This is a genomic window from Aeromonas lusitana (assembly GCF_002812985.1).
Classification (GTDB): Bacteria; Pseudomonadota; Gammaproteobacteria; order Enterobacterales; family Aeromonadaceae; genus Aeromonas; species Aeromonas lusitana.
Window position 1 is genome coordinate 142,089 of record NZ_PGCP01000015.1, and the last position, 17,185, is coordinate 159,273.

Genomic DNA, 17,185 nt, shown 5'->3' on the forward strand with positions numbered 1-17,185 from the left:
CTCGCGCCTGCGTTTTTGTTTTCAGGGAGGTGAGATGATCAAGTTTTCTGTGCTGGTGGATGACGAGGTTCATCACCCGGCTTGTGTGCCTGAGAGAGGGCTGGCCTTACTGCTGGAGTGTGATGGCCTGCGGGTGTTGTTCGATAGTGGTAGAGGGCGGGCTTTGCGCCCCAATGCCGAGGCGATGGGCGTGGATCTCGCTTCCCTCTCCCATGTGGTGCTGTCCCACGGCCATTACGATCACGTGGGCGGCGTCGGCGCGCTACCACCCTATGCCGAGCCCATTCCCCTGATCGCCTGCCCGGACGTATTTCATGAACGGGGTTATTTCCTGCCGCTGCCGTTGCGGCGATTCAACTTATATCGCCTCTCGGGGCGGCTTGAGCCCTCGGCCCTGGCTGCGAGGGGGTTGATCCCCCAGTGCTCGGCCGCACCGGTCTGGTTGTCCGATCGCCTGGTGTTTCTGGGATCTATTCTGAGGCGGGATCGGGCCAAGCCCTCCCTGCTCGGCTACATAGTGCGTGGCGGGCGAGTGGAGAAGGATCTCATCAGCGATGATTCCGCCATGGCCTGCAAGGGTGAGCAGGGGCTCATCATCTTTATCGGCTGCGGCCATGCCGGGGTCGAGAATATTGTCCAGCGGGCCAAAGAGGTCTGCGGCGATGAGCGGGTGCACGCCATCATCGGCGGCCTGCATCTGAAGTTCTCGGGTGCGGGCCGTGCCAGGGCGCTGGGTACGTATCTGGAGCAAGAAGGGGTAGGGCAGCTCTTTGCCTGCCACTGCACCGGTGACCGGAAGAAAGGGCTGCCGCGGCAAACCCACATAGGGGCGGGGTTTGAATATCGCTTCTGCTGAGCGGGGTATCGCGTCGGTACTTCGCGTAATGGGGTGAGTGCTCGGCACTCTGCCCCGTGCGGATCGCCAGCCCTAGGGCTGGCGTTTTTGTATTCCCCGCTCAAAAAGGCCTCGAGAGGAGCTGTTTATGCCTCGCCGGACAAGGATGCTATTCTGTAAACCACTAATGACTATGTTGTTATTTTCAGAAGAGGGATCCTTTGCCGATGAAACTACCCTGCTCACTCCTCCTGCTCTGGGCCAGTTTGAGCCCCCAGTGGGTACTGGCGGCGCAAGCCGTCCAGGACGTGCCCGAGATCTGCGCCACCTGTCACAGCATGAACGGCGTCCCCAAGGAGCCGAACATCCCCAACCTGTGGGGGCAGTCCGAAGCCTATATCAGCGAACAACTGCGCGCCTTTCGCAGTGGCAAGCGGGTCAGCGATTTCATGAATCCCATCATCTATCAACTCAGCGACGATCAGATTGCCCGCGCCGCCAAGCACTTCGCCGGCCAGGCCGAGGCCAAGACGGTCCCGCTGCACTGGAGCGGCGACAAGTGGCCGGGTGACATGGAAGCCGGTGAGCGGCTGGCCCTGGCCGGCAAGCCGGATCGCAACCTGCCCGCCTGCGTCGCCTGCCATGGGCCGAGCGGCGTCGGCGTGAGTCCATTGTTCCCGCGCCTCGCCGGCCAGGATCCCGCCTACCTCAAGCGCCAACTGCACTACTGGAAGGCGAACAAGCGTCCGGATGGTGCCATGGGCTCCATGCCCGCCATCGCCAAGGCGTTGAGCGATGCCGAGGTGGATGCAGTGGCCAACTACTTTGCGGCGCTGGGGGTGGCGAAATGAAAACTCTCTCTCTGTTAATGACCTGCCTGCTGGCGGGTCTGGCCCAGGCCGAGACGTTCGAGGATCAGTTCAGCGTGCCCCTCGGCGAGAAGGCGCCGGATGGCCAGTATCATCAGGTGCCCGACTGGTCGAAGGTGCCGGACGGCGAGATGGGGGCGGCCATCAAGCGCGGCTACAGCCTGTTCGTCAACACCCAGCAGCTCAAGGGGCAGGGCCAGCCGAACAATGCCCTGCAATGCAGCAACTGCCATCTGGGCAGCGGCATCATTGCCGGCGCCAGCCCGCTGTGGGGGGCCTATCCCGCCTACCCCGCCTATCGCAAGAAGAACAACAAGGTGAACACCTATGAGGACAGGTTGCAGGGCTGCTTCCTGTTCTCGATGAACGCCAAGGGGGGCGAGCCGCCGGCCTATGACAGCCAGGAAATTCGCGATCTGGTGGCCTACTCCTACTGGCTGGCGAGCGGGGCTGCCATCAGCGACAAGCTGCCGGGCCGCAACTTCTTCGCGGTGGCCGAGCCTGCCAAGGCGCCCGACTTCCAGCGTGGCCAAGCCGTCTATGTCGAACGTTGCGCCGATTGCCATGGCGCCAGCGGGGAGGGCAAGCAGGTCGCCGGGCGGCATGTGTTCCCGCCGCTGTGGGGCAAGGAGAGCTACAACTGGGGGGCGGGCATGCACGGCATCGACAAGGCCGCCGCCTTCATCAAGAGCAACATGCCGCTCTCCCAGGGCGGGAGCCTGAGCGATCAGCAGGCCTGGGACGTCTCCTTCTACATCAACAGTCAGGAGCGGCCACAAGATCCCAGGTTCAAGGGGGATCTCGGCCAGACCACCAGGGAGTATCACGGCAAGTATTCCCAGTACGGGCTGGCCTCGCCGGTGGATGGTCACCTGCTGGGCAGCAAGGCGTACTGACGAAAGTGGCAATGAAAACGGGGGTTCAGGCCCCCTTTTTCTTGGCCAAAATAGCGTGGGGAGGGCAAAAAAAGCGGCAATCCGAGGATTGCCGAGAGGAATGTATTCGATGCGATCTGACGTGGGTTGAGCGGATCGCAGGGGCAAGCCCCGGGGTCGGCGGGCACGGTCAGCGACCCTGCCCGCCTTACAGTCAGCCGGGATACGCTCTCCACCCCGGCTGACCAGCTTCGCTATCGCATCTGCTCTCGCGCCGCGAGACCAGATGCAATCAAATCAATTCGTTACAGCATGCCTGGGATGCTGGCTTTCATCTCTGCCGGCCAGACGCCTACTTGCACTTGGCCGATGTGCTCTTTTTGCAGCAGCAGCATGGCGAGGCGGGATTGGCCGATGCCGCCGCCTATGGTCTGGGGCATCTCGCCTGCCAGCAGGGCCTGGTGCCAGTCATATTGCAGGCGATCCTCGTCCCCCGTGGTGGCGAGCTGGCGGCGCAGGGCCTCGGCGTCCACCCGGATCCCCATGGAGGAGATCTCGAAGCTGTCTTCCAGTACCGGGTTCCACACCAGGATGTCGCCGTTCAGACCGGCAAGACCCTGACCGAGATCGTTCTCGCTGCTCCAGTCGTCGTAGTCCGGGGCACGCACGTCGTGGCGCTCGCCGTGAGACAGGGCGCCGCCGATGCCGATGAGGAACACGGCCCCCAGCTCCTTGGCGATGGCGCGCTCGCGGCCCTTGGCGTCGAGATCCGGGTAGCGGCTCAGCAGCTCTTCACTGTGCAGGAACTGGATCTCGCTTGGCAGGAAGGGAGTCAGCTCGTGCTCGGCGCAGACCGCCCGCTCGGTGGCCTTGATGGCGGTCCAGATGCCGCGCACCGTCTCCTGCAGATAGGCCAGATCCCGGCGCTCGCTCGGCATCACCTTCTCCCAGTCCCACTGATCGACATAGACGGAGTGGATGGGGGTGAGGCGGTCTTCGTCCGGGCGCAGCGCCTTCATGTGGGTGTAGATGCCCTCGCCCGGGCCGAAACCGAAGCGACCCAGGGTCTGGCGCTTCCACTTGGCCAGGGAATGCACCACCTCGTAGCTGTGCTCAGGCAATGTCTTCACCTTGACCTGCACCGCATGCTCGCAGCCGGAGAGGTTGTCCTGGGTGCCATCACCGACCCGGCTCAGGATGGGGGCTTGCACCTCCATCAGGCCGAGCTGCTGGGCGAGTTGGCGGGAGAACATCTCTTTGACGAAGCTGATCTGCTGTTGGCTGCGAATGTAGTGCTGTTTCATGGGAAATACCTGTCTTGAACCCGTTGGATGTAGCGATTCTTCAACAGATGGCGCACTAAATTCAATATTCGATAATAGAAATAGGCTTTACGTGTTTTTTTCTTCAAAATAACAGCTAGGTTACTGAGATATCGTTAACGGGAGTACAAAAAAGTGCCGGAAAATTATCGGATCGATAATCTCGATCAGGCCATCCTCACCGCCCTGATGGACAATGCGCGCATCCCCTATGCGGAGCTTGCAAAACAACTGGCGGTCAGCCCGGGCACCATTCATGTGCGGGTGGAGAAGATGAAGCAGGCGGGGATCATAGAGGGCACCCGGGTGCAGGTGAATGCCAAGAAGCTGGGCTATGACGTCTGCTGCTTTATCGGCATCAACCTCAAGAGCGCCAAGGATTACCCCTCGGCCCTGGCCAAGTTGCAGGCCCTGGACGAGGTGGTGGAGGCCTATTACACCACGGGCCACTACAGCATCTTTATGAAGGTGATGACCCGCTCCATCGACGAGTTGCAGACCGTGCTTATCCACAAGATCCAGACCATAGACGAGATCCAGTCCACCGAGACCCTGATCTCCTTGCAGAACCCGATCCTGCGAGATGTAAAACCCTGAGTGGAATGGCGTTTACGCCAAGGACGGGAAGCCTCGCCCTTGCATGGGGTTGGTGCGGCTTGCCCGCTGCTACCGGGGCCAGGACTTGCTGACGGCTGCCCATTCACTGCCTGAGCGATGTGAGTTGCAAGGGGTTGATTGAGTGGGCTGGAGTCGCTCGGATTGTGCCGCCGACCCCTTGTTTGCGTTGCCAAACAGGCAGTTCAAGTAGCTGTTATAGAGTCATTTTAAAGACTAAATACGATGTTTTTTATTTAAATGCAGCAACTTTGACTGCCTTATAAGCGCTGTGACTAGAGGGTCCAGACATGCTGGTCCCTTTCAGGGGGCGACATAGGGGATGCCGTACTTGGCGTAGAGGGCCTCGAGGCGACCGTCCTGCTTCATGCGCAGCAGCTCGGCGTCATAGGCCGCCATCAGCGCCGGGGTGTCGGCGTCGGCCCGGGCCTTGGTCCAGGCGTTGAAGTAGGGGCTGGTGCGCAGGGGTTTGGGCAGGTAATCGAGCTGACCCTCCAACTTTTCTTCCTTGATCTGGGCGAAGGCGGTGACCAGCGGCATGGGCACCAGATCGATGCGCCCGGCGATCAACTTGCGCAGTTGCAGCGAGTTGATGGGGATCTCTTGGAAGTGATAGGCCGGATCCGAGGCGGCGGCCATGAGCTCGGGGGTGTAGGCGAAATCCTTGGTGATGCCGATGCGCCAGGGCTTGAGATCGGCCAGCCGCTCATAGTGGATCTTGCCCACATCCCCCTTGCGCACGAAGAAGTGCCAGCTGTGGCGCAGGTGAGCCTGCTTCGGATAGAGGAGGTAGGACTCCCGCTCCGGCTTGTAGGAGTGAGTCATCACCAGATCGTACTCGCCGGTCTCGGCGTCGCGGGTGAGGCGGGCGCCGGAATCGATGAGCTCGATCCGGATGGGCACCTTGAGGGTACCGAAGATACTGGTGAGCAGATCCACGTCCAGCCCCCTTGGCTGGCCGCTGGCGTCCAGATATTTCAGCGGCGGCTCCAGGGTGCCGCCGATGACCAGCTCCTTGGCCGATAGCCAGCAGGGCAGCAGCAAGCAGAGCAGTAACAAGCTTCGCAAATCACATCTCCTGTGCACGCGGGGCAGGTTCGCGATCATTTCGGTATAGTGACCGGCAGACATGAAAGAGAGGCGACCCTGGATGGCAAACCCTGAAATAGAAAGCGAACTGGACGGTATCGACAGACTCTCCGTCTGTCTCTACCGTCTGGGCCTGAGTCTGGCAGCTTTGTTGCTGTTGTGTCGAGGGGTCAGTCTGTTGATCGGGCAGGATATTTTAGCGCACGGCACCTGGCTGACGGCGCTGATGGTGGGGAGCGGCCTGTGCGGGTTCTGCCTGCACATCTATGACAAGCGAGTTCGCTTCCTGTTGCAGGGTTTCGCCTGGGGTGGCCTGATGCTGGCCGCCGGCGGCGCGCCGGATGCCCTGGTGCTGGGGGCCGCGCTGGCGACCCTGAGCGGGTTGGCGTTCAAGGAGCAGTTCTGCTTCGCCATTCCGGGCATCCGGCTGTTGCCTATGCTGCTCCCCCTGCTGTGGCTGCTGGAAGGGCTCAGGCTGAGCTGGGCCGCCGCCCTGGTGGCCCTGGCGAGCGGGCTCCTGCTCATCTTGCTCAGCCTGGCCAAGTGGCGGATGCCGCTGCATTTTGATATCGGGGATCGCAGCCGCTACCAGCTCTAGGTGGCCTGGCACTGCTTGAGCTGCTGGTTGAGCGCCCGCATCACCTGCCGGCGGCTGATGAGGCCGAGCACCTTGCCCTGTTGCAGCACCGGGTAGATCTTGGGTCTGGCCCCCGTCATCTGGCGGGCCAGGTCCAGAATGCTTTCATCCGGGTCGATTGAGAGCGGGGTGTGATTCATCAGATCCGCCACCCGGGTGCGGCTGTCGCAGTGATAGCTGCCGGTGAGCAGGCTGGGAATGCAGTCCTGCTCGGACAGAAAACCGACCAGTTGGCGGCGCTCGTCCAGCACCGGCAGGCCGCTCAATCCTGAGTGATGCAACTGGTCCAGCGCCTCGGCGAGACTGAGCTCCGGGCTGAGGAAATGGGTGAGACGCTGCATATGATCGCGAACTTGTAGCATGATGGGCTCCATGAGGGTCAATGGGGCCACTATGCCCGCCGCCGACCGGGTGGGCCAATGGGTTTGGCCGCAGGCATTGATAGGCCATTGGCGGCCTTGGCAATTCGGGCCGTTCAGATCGCGCCGGGATGGCGTGACAACAGACAAGGAGAGGACATGCGTGCATTGGTGACGGGCTGTGGCCGCCGGCTGGGTTTTTATCTGTGCGAGCAGCTGGTGGCATCGGGTTGGCAGGTGACGGGCAGCTATCGCAGCGAACGCCCGGAACTGGCGCAGCTGCGCGCCCTGGGGGTGGAGCTGGTGCAGGCAGATTTTGCCCGCGAGGGCGGGGTCGATGGGCTGATCGCGGCGCTGAGTGCCCACGAGGATCTGGCGCTCGTCATCCACAACGCCTCGGCGTTCGAGCCCCAGGCGGAGGATCCGGCGCTGCAGCGCGAGCAGTTCGACCGCTTCTACCGGGTGCATATGGCCGCGCCCTTTGCGCTCAATCACGCGCTGGCGCCCCAACTGGCCCGCCAACCCAATGCCAGCATCATCCACATCACCGACATCTATATCCACGCCTCGGCCCCCCAGTTTGCCGCCTATGTGGCGACCAAGGCGGGGGCCCATTCCCTTGCCATGAGCTTCGCCCGCGAGCTGGCGCCCGCGGTGCGGGTCAACACCATAGAGCCGGGCCCCATACTGTTTCTCGACGAGCATGGGGACGCCTGGCGCCAGCAGGTGCTGGCCAAGACGCCGCTGGCGCGGGAAGGGGGGCTGGAACCCATCTGGCAGGCGGTCAAATTATTGATGGAAAACGACTATATGACGGGGGCCAGCATACGGGTGGACGGTGGCCGCTCCCTAGCGGTGATCTGAGTGAAACCAGTGCCCGGGCGGGCACTGGGGAGTCATGGCTCGAAGATAGTCGAGGAGAGTCGAAGAGAGTGGCTGGGGTTACTGGCGCGGCAGATCGGGATGGTGGGGATCCGTCACCGGCTGGACTATGGTTGCCTGGCGCTCTTCCGACGGCTGCCAGAGATGGACAGGTTGCTGGCCAAAGAGCGGCTCTGCAAACACCTTGCTGGTGTGCAGGCGCAGCGTCACCTTGTGATCGCGCACCTGACCCAGGCCATAGCACTCGGCCAGCAGCTCGCCAAGGTAGCTGTCGACCCCAGCCCCGGCGAAGTCATCGCTTTGGCCCTGTGCCAGGATATCGATGTCGAGCGGCCTGTCCGTCACCTTGCACAGGGGGTTGCCCCGATCCCGGCCATGGGTCAGCTCCATGGAGACGAATTCGGCTTTCAGCTGAGCCTGGGACAACTCGCTCTCGATGATGAACAGGCAGTTGAGGAAGTCGTGACGGGATTGCATGCCCACCGGCTTGGTCTGGATCACCGAGCTCAGGCGCAGGTGACCGAAGCGCGCCAGCAGTTCTCCTACGGCCTGGCTGACATGCTGGGCGGGGTCAAGATTTGATCCAATACTACAGAGGTAGAACATGCTTTCCGTTTCCTTGGACTGGGCTCATCTGAAATATATACGTAGCTCACGGTTATCGAATTTACTATGAATTAACATGACTTTATCTGTTGTGATCCATCTCTGATTGGCAGAAAGGAGGTTCATATGAGTGTTGAACTGAAATGGGCGCTGTTGACCGCCTCCGGGGCGCTGGCGTTTATCTTGATCATCTGTGCGGCATCTGTCGGATTGGCGTGATCTGCGTTTCGAATGAGACAAAACCGGCCTTTTGGCCGGTTTTGCTTTTTGGTGGAGTGCAGATATGCTGACTCCCCCATGATGTAGCGAGACAGTTCGAGATGACCAAGGTACGGCCGCGTTCCCTGCTCCAGGTGGTATTGATAGGCTTCGTCCTGGTACTGATGCCCCTGGGGGGCATGATCTGGCACGACAGTCAGGCCCTCTCCCACCTGAGCCAGTTGACCAGCGATGAGCTGGAGCGTGCGGTACGCGATACCCGCCGGGCGACCCTGCTCACCACCCAGGCCGTCGATCTGGAGCGCACCCTGCGCCGCTACGCCGTGCTCGGGGATGATCGCATCCTCGGCAGCTATCAGCAGCAGCTGGCGAACTACCGCGAGCTGCTCGCCACCCATCAGCAATCCATCCCGGATGTGGCGGCCTACACCGACCTCGAGAGCTCGCTTGCCTGGCTGGACAGCCTGCAGGATCTGGGCAAGGCCAAGGGGGAGGCGGCCAGCCCCAAGTTCGATCAGTTCAACCATCTCAACCAGCAGCTGGAGGTGATCACCCGCAGCCAGGTTGACGCACACGTGGTCCGGATGCGGGCCACCATCGCCGATCTGCAGACCGAGATCTGGCTGGCCAGCGGCTTCGTGGCCGTGCTCAGCCTGCTGCTGGTGTTGCTGTTCACCTACCTGATCATCCACCCCGTACGTCAGATTGAGTCGCGGATCCTGAGCCTGGGCGCCGGTGTCGAACCGGACAAGCGCCCGGTGGAAGGGCCGGCCGAACTGGTGGTGCTGGGGGAGCGGATCGGCTGGTTGCACGACAAGCTCAAGGAGCTGGAGCAGCAGAAGTATCAGTTCCTGCGCCACGTCTCCCACGAGCTGAAGACGCCCCTTGCGGTGTTGCGGGAGGGGGCGGATCTGCTGTCGGAGCAGCTGGTGGGGCCGCTCAACTCGGATCAGCAGGAGATCTGCCAGATGCTGGAGGAGAACAGCCGTCGGCTGCAGACCCTGATCGAGCGGCTGCTGGACTTCAACCGCCTCAGTCAGCAGGAGGTGTTCAGCTTTACTGCGGTACCTTTGGGTCCCCTGTTGTCGGAATTGTCCGCAGAATACCGGCTGGCACTGGAATCCAAGCAAATCAGTGTACACTTGCCGCCCGAACCCATCAGCCTGCAGGCCGAGCCTTATCGCCTGCGGCTCATCCTCGACAACCTGTTTTCCAATGCGGTCAGCTATGGCGCCAAGGGCGGCCAGATCTGGATCCGCGCAGGGGTCGATGCCCATGGCAGCTGGCTGGAAGTGGCCAACGAAGGGCCCAGCATCCCGCTGGCCGAGCGGGAGCGGATCTTCGAGCCGTTCGAGCAGGGCAGCATAGTGCGCCAGGGCCTGTTGAAGGGGTCCGGAATGGGTCTCTCCATCGCCCGCGAATCGGCCATGAGCCTGGGGGGAGAGCTTAAATTGATTGAAGATGAGCAGGCGGATGTCTGTTTCCGGTTGACGCTGAAGTGAAGCCAAAGATGAAACGATTTGTTATTCCCGTATTGATGAGCCTGCTCTCGGGTTGCTCCCTGCTGCCCTCATCCAGCCTGACCGAGCCCTCGGATCAGGCCGTCGCCAAGCGGCTGGAGTTTGCCAACAAGGAGATGCAGGTGCGCCTGCAATACTCGGACTGGTTGCTGGCCAGCCATCCCCAGCAGCGGGTGCAGGAGCGCCAGCGTTTGAAGGGTGCCAGCGATCTCGAGAGCCGGGTCAGCCTGGCCATGGTCAACACCCATCCGTCCGAGTCGGTGGCGAGCCGCCGGGCCGGGCTGGATCAGCTCAAGGCTTTGTTGCCCGAGCTCGGCCTGGATGCCCAGGCCTTCCTGCGCAGCTGGATTGCCCTCGGCGAGGAACTGCTGGCCCGTGACAGCCGGCGTGACGATCAGAGTCAGGAGGTGCAACGCCTGCGCCGCCAGATTGAACAACTCTCCGCCATCGACGAGCAGCTGAATCAGCGTAAGCTCAACAGAGGGGCGCTGCCGTGACGACATCCGGGCTGAGCCATGAATTTATGATCTGCTTGGGTGCAGAAGGAGGTCGAGCATGAGTCGGATCCTGCTGGTCGATGACGATGCCAGCCTGCTCAAGTTGATGAGCATGCGCCTGCGCAGCCAAGGCTACGAGGTGGATACCGCCGACAGCGCCGAGGGTGCGTTGGACCGGCTGCGTCAGCAGCGGGCCGATCTGGTGCTGAGCGATCTGCGCATGGGGGGCATGGACGGACTGGCGCTGTTTGAGCGGATCCAGTCCCAGTGGCTCGGCATGCCGGTCATCATCATGACCGCTCATGGCACCATTCCCGACGCCATCCAGGCGACCCGCTCCGGGGTGTTCAGCTTCCTCACCAAGCCCATCGACAAGGACGAGCTGCTCCTCACCATAGAGCACGCCCTGAGCCTGACCCGCCCCAAGCAACAGCAGGAGTGGCAGTCCCTCATTCAGACCCGCAACCCGCAGATGGAGCAGTTGCTGATCCAGGCGAGCAGTATCGCCGCCATGGAGGTGCCCGTCTTGATCCTGGGTCCCTCCGGCTCGGGCAAAGGCGTAATGACTCAGGCGCTGCATCAGGCCAGCAGCCGACACGACAAGCCGCTGCACACCATCAACTGCGCCGCCCTGCCCTGGGCCGCGCTGGACCTGCAGCTGTTTGGGGAGGATGGTCAGTCCGGCCTGTTTGCCCAGGCCCGCGGCGCCACCCTCTTCCTCGACGAGATAGGCAACCTGTCGGAGTCCTTGCAGGCCAAGTTGCTGCAGGTGCTGGCGGAGTATGGCCAGGGCACCCCTGAGGTGCGGGTCATCAGCTCCAGTCATCAGGATCTGGTCACGGCCATGGAGGAGGGGCGTTTTAGGGAGGATCTCTTCTATCGCCTCAACGTCGCCAACATCACCTTGCCGCCCTTGAGTGCCCGCAGTGAGGACATTCCCCTGCTGGCTCGCCAGGCGCTGGACGATTATCGCAGTCGCAACGACAGCTGCGCCGCCCTCGGCTTCTCGCCGGAGGCGCTGGCCCTGCTGGCGGCGGCGGCCTGGCCCGGCAACGTGCGCCAGCTGTACGGGGTGGTGGAGCAGCTCGCCAGCCTCTGCTGCAGCCCGGTGATCGGTGCCGCCATGGTGGAGTCGGCCCTGAGCGGCGGAGTGGGCGGCATCCCCTCCTTCAACGAGGCGCGCGCCGAGTTCGAGAAGGAGTATCTGATCCGCTTGCTGCGCACCACGGAAGGCAACGTGACCCTGGCGGCCAACATGGCGGGCCGCAATCGCACCGACTTCTACAAGCTGTTGAATCGGCACAGCATAGAGGCGGCCAACTTCAAGCTGAAGAGCTGATCCCAAGGGTAAAACGAAAACGGCCTGACCACGTTGGTGGTCAGGCCGTTTTGCTATGGAGCGCCGGTTTTCAGGCTCAGGCGGGATCTGTGACCCTTGTGCTGGCCTGGGTCTTGCGGGACAGCCAGAGGCCGCTCGCTTTCATCAGGTAGCCAAACAGGGCGCCTATCACCAGAGACGGCAGGATCAGGCGCCACTCTCCGGCCGCGCCGAAGGTGGCACAGCAACCGGCGAAGGTGCCGGGGATATAGCTAAGCCACTGCTGCTTGGCCTGGGCACACATCAGGGTCGCGACCACCCCTGTCATCAGGTAGCCCGCCATGCCGGCGCCCCACCAGTTCTCGCCGTGGATCAGCAGCAGGGCCCACAGCATGCCGGTGGCGTTGCACAGCAGGGTCTGCAGCAGCGCCTTGTAGCCGCCGCTGGAGGCGAAATAGCTGGTACAACCGAGGAAGCCGACCCAGGAGATGAGGCCGAGGGCGGCTGCCAATCCGCCCCAGACGGCGGAGAGGATCCCGGTCGTGATGGCGATGGCGATCAATGGGCTCATGTCATGACTCTCAGTGGTTGAATTTGGAAAAGCAGGCAGCCTACCCCTCGGGCAAGGCTCGGCAAGCAGGGGCGGGATTGTGTGTGATCTTGCTCACTCTTTTCAACTCGGGAATACGCTTGCGCTCGCGAAAAAAATTCATGGTGGCTTTTTGGGCACTGAACCATAGTTAGAGGCCCTGTCCTGCTCATGGAGTGAGTCTGATGGTGCCAAATGTGATCGTTCCTCTGCTGGTGTTCATCCTGCTGTTCCTGGTTGGAACCATGGCCAAGGCCTTGCCGCTCTACCAGATGATGTAAGCCGTGAAATAAAACCTCGCCGGGGCCGGTCTCCTGTTTATCGCCTCATAGCCCCGGGAGTTTCTTCATGTTGATCAAGCGTTCTGTCCCCCATCACCCCACCGAGCGGGATGTCACCCCGGAAGCCATTTATCAGGATCGTCGCCTCATTCTCAAGGGGCTCGGCCTTGGCCTGGGTGCCGGCGCCGCGAGCCTTGCCTTCCCGGCCCAGGCCAGCCTGCTGGATCTCTTCTCCGATGAAAAAACGGTGCCGGCCCCCGCCACCAAGGCACTGCAATACAAGGCCGCGACCCGGCCGGATGGGTTGATCCTCACCCCGCTGGAGAAGGCGACCACCCACAACAACTTCTATGAGCTGGGTACCGACAAGGGGGATCCGGCCCGCAATGCCCATTACCTCAAGCCAGAGCCCTGGACCCTCAAGGTGGAAGGGGAGGTGGCCAAGCCCTTCACTTTGGATGTGTGGGATCTCATCAACAAGACCGAATTGGAGGAGCGGATCTACCGGCTGCGCTGCGTGGAGGCCTGGTCCATGGTTCTGCCCTGGAGCGGCATCTCGCTGGCGGAGATCATCCGCCGCGCCGAGCCCACTAGTCGCGCCAAGTTCGTGGCGTTCGAGACCCTCTATGACCCCGAGCAGCTGCCGGGTCAGGCCTCCAGCAATCTCGGGGGAGGTATCGACTATCCCTATGTGGAGGGGTTGCGCATGGACGAGGCGATGCACCCGCTCTCCTTCCTGGCGATGGGGCTCTACGGCAAGACCCTGCCCGCCCAGAACGGGGCGCCGATCCGGCTGGTGGTGCCCTGGAAGTACGGCTTCAAGAGCATCAAGAGCATCGTCTCCATCCGGCTGGTGGAGGAGATGCCCCCCACCACCTGGAATCTGCTGGCACCGAACGAATATGGCTTCTACGCCAACGTCAATCCGCAGGTGGATCACCCGCGCTGGAGCCAGGCTAGCGAGCGCTTCATCGGCGAGGGGGGCATCTTCGGTGCCAAGCGCCAGCCCACCCTGATGTTCAACGGCTACGGTGACGAGGTGGCATCCCTCTATCAGGGGATGGATCTGCGCAAATGGTATTGAGGCGAGAGAAGGAGAGAGAGGCTGACACCATGACTCTAAGACTGACCACCCGACATATCACCTGGTTGCGTTCCCTGGTGCATCTGGGATCTCTGGGCTTTTTGCTGTGGCTGGGCTATGCGGTGCCAGCAGGCTTGCTGGGGGGGGATCCTGTGCAGGGGCTGACCCACTACCTCGGCAAGGGGGCCCTGCACCTGCTGCTGCTCACCCTGCTCATCTCGCCGCTGGCCAAGCGCTGGCGCCAGGGGCAGCTCATCAAGCTGCGCCGTCCCCTCGGGCTCTGGTGCGCGGCCTGGGCCAGTTTGCACTTTATGGTCTGGCTTGGGCTGGATCTGCAGTTTGACTGGCACCTGATCGGTGGCGAGCTGGTGAAGCGCAACTACATAGTGGTGGGAGCACTTGCCCTGGTGTTGCTGCTGGTGCTCAGCATCACCTCGATCCCGGCTCTGCTGCGAGCCATGGGGCCAAGTTGGCAGAGGCTGCACAACTGGATCTACGCCGTGGCCCTGCTGGTGCCCATTCACTACTGGTGGTCGGTCAAGAGTGGTTGGCAGGAGCCGCTTATCTACCTGCTGGTGGCCTGCGCCCTGCTGGTGCCGCGGCGTGACAAGTTGCTGCGTCCTTGGCGCCAGCGGCAGAAGCTGCGGCAACAGCAGCGAGTGGGGGAGGCGTGATGCGCCTCTGCCACTGCGCAATCAAGAAGCGCGGATAACAAAAGAGGCCTAATCGGCCTCTTTTTGTTGGGTTATCTCGCCTGTGTAGGCATCGATGCTCAATTGCACCTTCTGCTCCTTGGCATCGAGGGTGCTGACCTCGAATCTGTCCCCTTCCAGCTCAATCTCCCGAATGTCGTGATACCCTTGTGCCAGCAAGAGTTTGACTAGCGCCGGCATGTCGAGACGGGTCAAGGCCGCCCAGCCAAACGAGGAAAAGAGACAAAGGATCAGCAGGATACTGCGTGGGATCATATTCATTCCGGATTCATGGCTGGCACACTATAAACGGCATTATGTTAGGTTTTGAGAGATGAATCATCCATGAATAGAGCTCTGCCCCTGCTGGGGCTGTTGCTGCCGGCCCTGGCCCAGGCGGCCATGCCCAATGAGGCCTTGCTGCAACAGGCGGTCAGCGAAGGGCGGATCCGGCCTTTTCATGAGCTGATGGAGGTTGCCTCCCAGCTGCCGGTGCGCGTGTTGCGCGTCGATCTGGGGGAAGAAGATGGCGTCTGGCTCTATGAGCTCAAGCTCATCGACGACGAAAACAGCGTGATCAAGGTGGGTTATCGCGCCGATAATCTGGAGATGGTGTGGCTCAAGGGACACCATCTTGAGCGCCTGTTCGAGCCCCGCCCCCCGTTGGAAGAAGAGTGATCCGACCCGTCAGCGGACTCGTCCTGCGGCGAGCTCTCTCTCATTACATATAGTGCCGGCCGCTTGCTACCGCGTCGAAGCCGCCGGCAGACACTGAACCCAGGTGGGATAAAGATTCATGCGCATTCTGATAGTTGAAGACGAGAAGACACTGGCGAACCAGCTGGCAGAACAACTGCGTCTGTCCGGTTTCGTGACCGATCTCTGCCACGATGGCAACGACGCCGGCTTCCTCGGCGAGACCGAACCCTATGACGCCATCATCCTGGATCTCGGCCTGCCGGGCCGCGATGGCCTGAGCGTGCTCAAGGAGTGGCGCAGCAAGGGGATAGACACCCCTGTGCTGGTGCTGACCGCCCGCGGCCAGCTGCACGAAAAGATTGAAGGGCTCAATGCCGGTGCCGACGACTACCTCACCAAGCCGTTCCAGGTCGCCGAGCTGGTGGCCCGGGTGCAGGCCCTGGTGCGCCGCGCCGCGGGCAACGCCAGCTCCATCCTCGAGATCGGCGGGGTGCGCCTGGACATGGCCGCCTCTCAGGTCTGGTACGAGGGAACGCCCATCAAGCTCACCGCCCACGAATTCCGGGTGCTGGGTTATCTGATGCAGCACAGGGGCAAGGTGGTGTCACGCAGCGAGCTCATCGATCACATCTATGCCCAGGATTTCGACCGCGACTCCAATACGGTGGAGGTGTTCATCGGCCGGATCCGCAAGAAGACCCACGCCGATCTGATCGAGACGGTGCGCGGACTCGGGTACAGGATCAACGAATGATCTTCCCGACGCGCGGCGCTGCGGGTCGCGCCTGCCATGAGGGGCTGACGCCATGAGGCTGGTGCGCACCCTGCGGGGGCGGCTGGTGGTCATCGCCCTGATCTGGTGCGGCCTCTTCCTGTTCGCCACCGGTTTCAGCATGCAGACCATGATGCGCAACTACTGGCAGGAGGCGGAAGCCGATGGCCTGCGGTTGCAGCTCTATGATCTGCTCTCCCGCCTCGAGATCCAGCCCAACGGCATGCCCGTGGTCACCGAGCCCATGGCGGATCCCCGCTATCGCCAACCTTATTCCGGCTACTACTGGCAGCTGGAGCTGGGCAATGAAGTGGTTGGCCGCTCCCGCTCCCTGTGGGATGCCCACCTCAGCGCCCATGGCCTGAAGTCGGCGTTCGGTGACCCGGATCTCTTCGTCGGCAAGGGGCCCAACAAGGAGCCCCTGCTGATCATGACCCGCACCGTCTTGCTGCCGGGATCGGATCGGGTGTTCACCCTGGTGATGGCCAAAGACAGCAGCGTCTTGACCCAGACCCTGAAGAAGACCCGCATCAGCCTGTTCCTGGGCCTCGGTTTTGCTGCCGCCGGTCTGGTGCTCGGCTTCATGTTCCAGATTGTCTACGGTCTGCGCCCCTTGCACCTGCTGCGCCGGGAACTGAGCCGGGTGCATCAGGGCCATCAGGAAGGGTTCCGGCTGCGCTATCCGCTGGAGATCCAGCCCCTGGTGGAGGACATCAACCGGTTGCTGCACCACTATGGCGAGCTGTTGCAGCGGGCCCGTTCCCACACCGGCAACCTGGCCCATGCCCTCAAGACGCCGCTTAGCATCATGCGCAATCAGGTGGCCCAACTGCCAGCGGAGGATCAGGCCGCCATCGGCGAGCAGCTCGACAAGATCCAGCGTCACATTGACTATCACCTCGGCAAGGCGCGGGTGACCGGAGCCGCCAAGATCCTGGGGGTATCGACCCCGGTACGGGCCAGGGTGGAATACATCTGCCGCGCCTTCTCACGCCTCTACCCGGGCAAGGAGGTGGACCTGCAGGTGCCGGCCAACCTGGCGGTCGGGGTGGAGGAGCAGGATTTTGACGAGATGGTGGGCAACCTGCTGGAGAATGCCTTCAAGTGGTCGAACGGTCAACTGAGGGTCGCCAGCGCCGAGCTGGGTGGCTGGATCACGTTGCGCATCGAGGATGATGGCCCCGGCATGAGCGAGGATCAGATAGCCAAGGCGGTATTGCGCGGGGTGCGGCTCGACGAGAAGGTGCCGGGCTCGGGCCTTGGCCTCAACATCGTCTCCGATCTGGCGGAAGCCTATCGCGGCAGTCTCATCATGGGACGGGCTGAATTGGGCGGCCTGGCGGCCTCGCTGTCGTTGCCCAAGGTGGCAAGGGTCGAGAGCTAGGCTTAAGATAGGGTCCTAATTTCAAGTGGTAGGAAGGGTAG

At 62.2% G+C, this 17,185-nt stretch carries 21 protein-coding genes; 15 read left to right on the forward strand and 6 right to left on the reverse strand.

Annotated features, from left to right (window positions below):
* The first annotated feature begins 34 nt into the window (after positions 1-34).
* From CUC44_RS11070 to CUC44_RS11080, 3 genes are all read left to right on the forward strand, one after another.
* On the forward strand, positions 35-856 hold the full coding sequence (locus CUC44_RS11070; RefSeq protein ID WP_100860013.1) for an MBL fold metallo-hydrolase: 822 nt from the start codon (positions 35-37) through the stop codon (positions 854-856).
* Positions 857-1,062: 206 nt separating this feature from the next.
* Positions 1,063-1,686, forward strand: a complete 624-nt coding sequence (locus CUC44_RS11075; RefSeq protein WP_100860014.1) for a c-type cytochrome — start codon at positions 1,063-1,065, stop codon at positions 1,684-1,686.
* Positions 1,683-2,600 (forward strand): c-type cytochrome, encoded by a 918-nt coding sequence (locus CUC44_RS11080; protein WP_100860015.1) that lies wholly within the window; start codon positions 1,683-1,685, stop codon positions 2,598-2,600. Before CUC44_RS11075 ends, CUC44_RS11080 begins: the two co-directional genes overlap by 4 nt.
* 284 nt (positions 2,601-2,884) lie before the next feature.
* On the opposite strand, the gene asnA is transcribed toward CUC44_RS11080, so the two are convergent.
* Positions 2,885-3,883: an aspartate--ammonia ligase gene (gene asnA, locus CUC44_RS11085; protein ID WP_100860016.1), complete on the reverse strand. Its 999-nt coding sequence runs from the start codon at positions 3,881-3,883 to the stop codon at positions 2,885-2,887.
* 153 nt (positions 3,884-4,036) lie between these two features.
* Between asnA and asnC the strand changes: the two genes are divergently transcribed.
* Positions 4,037-4,498 (forward strand): transcriptional regulator AsnC, encoded by a 462-nt coding sequence (gene asnC, locus CUC44_RS11090; RefSeq protein WP_042870194.1) that lies wholly within the window; start codon positions 4,037-4,039, stop codon positions 4,496-4,498.
* A 321-nt stretch (positions 4,499-4,819) separates the two neighbouring features.
* Here asnC and CUC44_RS11095 read toward each other — a convergent pair whose 3' ends face one another.
* Positions 4,820-5,584: a substrate-binding periplasmic protein gene (locus CUC44_RS11095; RefSeq protein ID WP_100860017.1), complete on the reverse strand. Its 765-nt coding sequence runs from the start codon at positions 5,582-5,584 to the stop codon at positions 4,820-4,822.
* Between the two features lie 82 nt (positions 5,585-5,666).
* On the opposite strand from CUC44_RS11095, the gene CUC44_RS11100 reads away from it, so the two are divergent.
* A complete protein-coding gene (locus CUC44_RS11100; protein ID WP_100860018.1) occupies positions 5,667-6,203 on the forward strand; it encodes a DUF2301 domain-containing membrane protein in 537 nt (178 codons plus the stop codon).
* Here the strand turns inward: CUC44_RS11100 and CUC44_RS11105 are convergent.
* The gene (locus CUC44_RS11105) at positions 6,200-6,604 is read right to left on the reverse strand and encodes a CBS domain-containing protein (RefSeq protein ID WP_100860019.1); all 405 of its coding nucleotides are present in this window, start codon (positions 6,602-6,604) and stop codon (positions 6,200-6,202) included. The two genes, CUC44_RS11100 and CUC44_RS11105, sit on opposite strands and share 4 nt — an antisense overlap.
* Before the next feature lie 156 nt (positions 6,605-6,760).
* Here CUC44_RS11105 and CUC44_RS11110 point away from each other — a divergent pair, with 156 nt between their 5' ends.
* A complete protein-coding gene (locus CUC44_RS11110; RefSeq protein ID WP_100860020.1) occupies positions 6,761-7,465 on the forward strand; it encodes an SDR family oxidoreductase in 705 nt (234 codons plus the stop codon).
* A 78-nt stretch (positions 7,466-7,543) separates the two neighbouring features.
* On the opposite strand, the gene CUC44_RS11115 is transcribed toward CUC44_RS11110, so the two are convergent.
* Positions 7,544-8,089, reverse strand: coding sequence for a 2-amino-4-hydroxy-6-hydroxymethyldihydropteridine diphosphokinase (locus tag CUC44_RS11115; protein WP_100860021.1), 546 nt, complete (start codon positions 8,087-8,089; stop codon positions 7,544-7,546).
* A gap of 126 nt (positions 8,090-8,215) precedes the next feature.
* Here CUC44_RS11115 and cydH point away from each other — a divergent pair, with 126 nt between their 5' ends.
* From cydH to CUC44_RS11135, 4 genes are all read left to right on the forward strand, one after another.
* On the forward strand, positions 8,216-8,308 hold the full coding sequence (gene cydH, locus CUC44_RS11120; RefSeq protein WP_100860022.1) for a cytochrome bd-I oxidase subunit CydH: 93 nt from the start codon (positions 8,216-8,218) through the stop codon (positions 8,306-8,308).
* Between the two features lie 101 nt (positions 8,309-8,409).
* Positions 8,410-9,810 carry a sensor histidine kinase gene (locus tag CUC44_RS11125; protein ID WP_100860023.1) on the forward strand — a complete coding sequence of 467 codons (1,401 nt, stop codon included), beginning with the start codon at positions 8,410-8,412 and terminating at the stop codon, positions 9,808-9,810.
* 8 nt (positions 9,811-9,818) lie between these two features.
* Positions 9,819-10,325 carry a hypothetical protein gene (locus CUC44_RS11130; protein WP_100860024.1) on the forward strand — a complete coding sequence of 169 codons (507 nt, stop codon included), beginning with the start codon at positions 9,819-9,821 and terminating at the stop codon, positions 10,323-10,325.
* Between the two features lie 58 nt (positions 10,326-10,383).
* On the forward strand, positions 10,384-11,664 hold the full coding sequence (locus tag CUC44_RS11135; RefSeq protein ID WP_100860025.1) for a sigma 54-interacting transcriptional regulator: 1,281 nt from the start codon (positions 10,384-10,386) through the stop codon (positions 11,662-11,664).
* A 76-nt stretch (positions 11,665-11,740) separates the two neighbouring features.
* On the opposite strand, the gene CUC44_RS11140 is transcribed toward CUC44_RS11135, so the two are convergent.
* A complete protein-coding gene (locus CUC44_RS11140; RefSeq protein ID WP_100860026.1) occupies positions 11,741-12,214 on the reverse strand; it encodes a DUF1097 domain-containing protein in 474 nt (157 codons plus the stop codon).
* A gap of 366 nt (positions 12,215-12,580) precedes the next feature.
* On the opposite strand from CUC44_RS11140, the gene msrP reads away from it, so the two are divergent.
* Both msrP and msrQ read left to right on the forward strand, forming a co-directional pair.
* Entirely contained in the window at positions 12,581-13,597 is a 1,017-nt protein-coding gene (gene msrP / locus CUC44_RS11150) for a protein-methionine-sulfoxide reductase catalytic subunit MsrP (RefSeq protein ID WP_100860028.1), read from the forward strand.
* Between the two features lie 29 nt (positions 13,598-13,626).
* Complete coding sequence (msrQ, locus tag CUC44_RS11155; RefSeq protein ID WP_100860029.1) at positions 13,627-14,271, forward strand: protein-methionine-sulfoxide reductase heme-binding subunit MsrQ; 645 nt, start codon at positions 13,627-13,629, stop codon at positions 14,269-14,271.
* A 48-nt stretch (positions 14,272-14,319) separates the two neighbouring features.
* On the opposite strand, the gene CUC44_RS11160 is transcribed toward msrQ, so the two are convergent.
* The gene (locus CUC44_RS11160) at positions 14,320-14,571 is read right to left on the reverse strand and encodes a PepSY domain-containing protein (RefSeq protein WP_100860030.1); all 252 of its coding nucleotides are present in this window, start codon (positions 14,569-14,571) and stop codon (positions 14,320-14,322) included.
* A 63-nt stretch (positions 14,572-14,634) separates the two neighbouring features.
* Between CUC44_RS11160 and CUC44_RS11165 the strand changes: the two genes are divergently transcribed.
* The 3 genes from CUC44_RS11165 (at position 14,635) to CUC44_RS11175 (ending at position 17,144) form a co-directional block, all read left to right on the forward strand.
* Positions 14,635-14,967 (forward strand): PepSY domain-containing protein, encoded by a 333-nt coding sequence (locus tag CUC44_RS11165; protein WP_100860031.1) that lies wholly within the window; start codon positions 14,635-14,637, stop codon positions 14,965-14,967.
* 118 nt (positions 14,968-15,085) lie between these two features.
* On the forward strand, positions 15,086-15,742 hold the full coding sequence (locus CUC44_RS11170) for an AHA_4052 family stress response regulator transcription factor (RefSeq protein ID WP_100860032.1): 657 nt from the start codon (positions 15,086-15,088) through the stop codon (positions 15,740-15,742).
* Positions 15,743-15,794: 52 nt separating this feature from the next.
* On the forward strand, positions 15,795-17,144 hold the full coding sequence (locus CUC44_RS11175; RefSeq protein WP_100860033.1) for a sensor histidine kinase: 1,350 nt from the start codon (positions 15,795-15,797) through the stop codon (positions 17,142-17,144).
* The last annotated feature ends 41 nt before the right edge of the window (positions 17,145-17,185 follow it).

What these genes read in the sequence shown, in the direction of transcription:
- CUC44_RS11175 (WP_100860033.1), top strand. Translation starts at nt 15,795, where the DNA reads ATGAGGCTGGTGCGCACCCTGCGGGGGCGGCTGGTGGTCATCGCCCTG.
- CUC44_RS11115 (WP_100860021.1), bottom strand. Translation starts at nt 8,089, where the DNA reads ATGTTCTACCTCTGTAGTATTGGATCAAATCTTGACCCCGCCCAGCAT.
- asnA (WP_100860016.1), bottom strand. Translation starts at nt 3,883, where the DNA reads ATGAAACAGCACTACATTCGCAGCCAACAGCAGATCAGCTTCGTCAAA.
- CUC44_RS11105 (WP_100860019.1), bottom strand. Translation starts at nt 6,604, where the DNA reads ATGCTACAAGTTCGCGATCATATGCAGCGTCTCACCCATTTCCTCAGC.
- CUC44_RS11135 (WP_100860025.1), top strand. Translation starts at nt 10,384, where the DNA reads ATGAGTCGGATCCTGCTGGTCGATGACGATGCCAGCCTGCTCAAGTTG.
- CUC44_RS11110 (WP_100860020.1), top strand. Translation starts at nt 6,761, where the DNA reads ATGCGTGCATTGGTGACGGGCTGTGGCCGCCGGCTGGGTTTTTATCTG.
- msrP (WP_100860028.1), top strand. Translation starts at nt 12,581, where the DNA reads ATGTTGATCAAGCGTTCTGTCCCCCATCACCCCACCGAGCGGGATGTC.
- CUC44_RS11170 (WP_100860032.1), top strand. Translation starts at nt 15,086, where the DNA reads ATGCGCATTCTGATAGTTGAAGACGAGAAGACACTGGCGAACCAGCTG.
- CUC44_RS11140 (WP_100860026.1), bottom strand. Translation starts at nt 12,214, where the DNA reads ATGAGCCCATTGATCGCCATCGCCATCACGACCGGGATCCTCTCCGCC.
- CUC44_RS11070 (WP_100860013.1), top strand. Translation starts at nt 35, where the DNA reads ATGATCAAGTTTTCTGTGCTGGTGGATGACGAGGTTCATCACCCGGCT.
- msrQ (WP_100860029.1), top strand. Translation starts at nt 13,627, where the DNA reads ATGACTCTAAGACTGACCACCCGACATATCACCTGGTTGCGTTCCCTG.
- cydH (WP_100860022.1), top strand. Translation starts at nt 8,216, where the DNA reads ATGAGTGTTGAACTGAAATGGGCGCTGTTGACCGCCTCCGGGGCGCTG.
- CUC44_RS11160 (WP_100860030.1), bottom strand. Translation starts at nt 14,571, where the DNA reads ATGAATATGATCCCACGCAGTATCCTGCTGATCCTTTGTCTCTTTTCC.
- CUC44_RS11125 (WP_100860023.1), top strand. Translation starts at nt 8,410, where the DNA reads ATGACCAAGGTACGGCCGCGTTCCCTGCTCCAGGTGGTATTGATAGGC.
- CUC44_RS11130 (WP_100860024.1), top strand. Translation starts at nt 9,819, where the DNA reads ATGAAACGATTTGTTATTCCCGTATTGATGAGCCTGCTCTCGGGTTGC.
- CUC44_RS11075 (WP_100860014.1), top strand. Translation starts at nt 1,063, where the DNA reads ATGAAACTACCCTGCTCACTCCTCCTGCTCTGGGCCAGTTTGAGCCCC.
- CUC44_RS11080 (WP_100860015.1), top strand. Translation starts at nt 1,683, where the DNA reads ATGAAAACTCTCTCTCTGTTAATGACCTGCCTGCTGGCGGGTCTGGCC.
- CUC44_RS11165 (WP_100860031.1), top strand. Translation starts at nt 14,635, where the DNA reads ATGAATAGAGCTCTGCCCCTGCTGGGGCTGTTGCTGCCGGCCCTGGCC.
- CUC44_RS11100 (WP_100860018.1), top strand. Translation starts at nt 5,667, where the DNA reads ATGGCAAACCCTGAAATAGAAAGCGAACTGGACGGTATCGACAGACTC.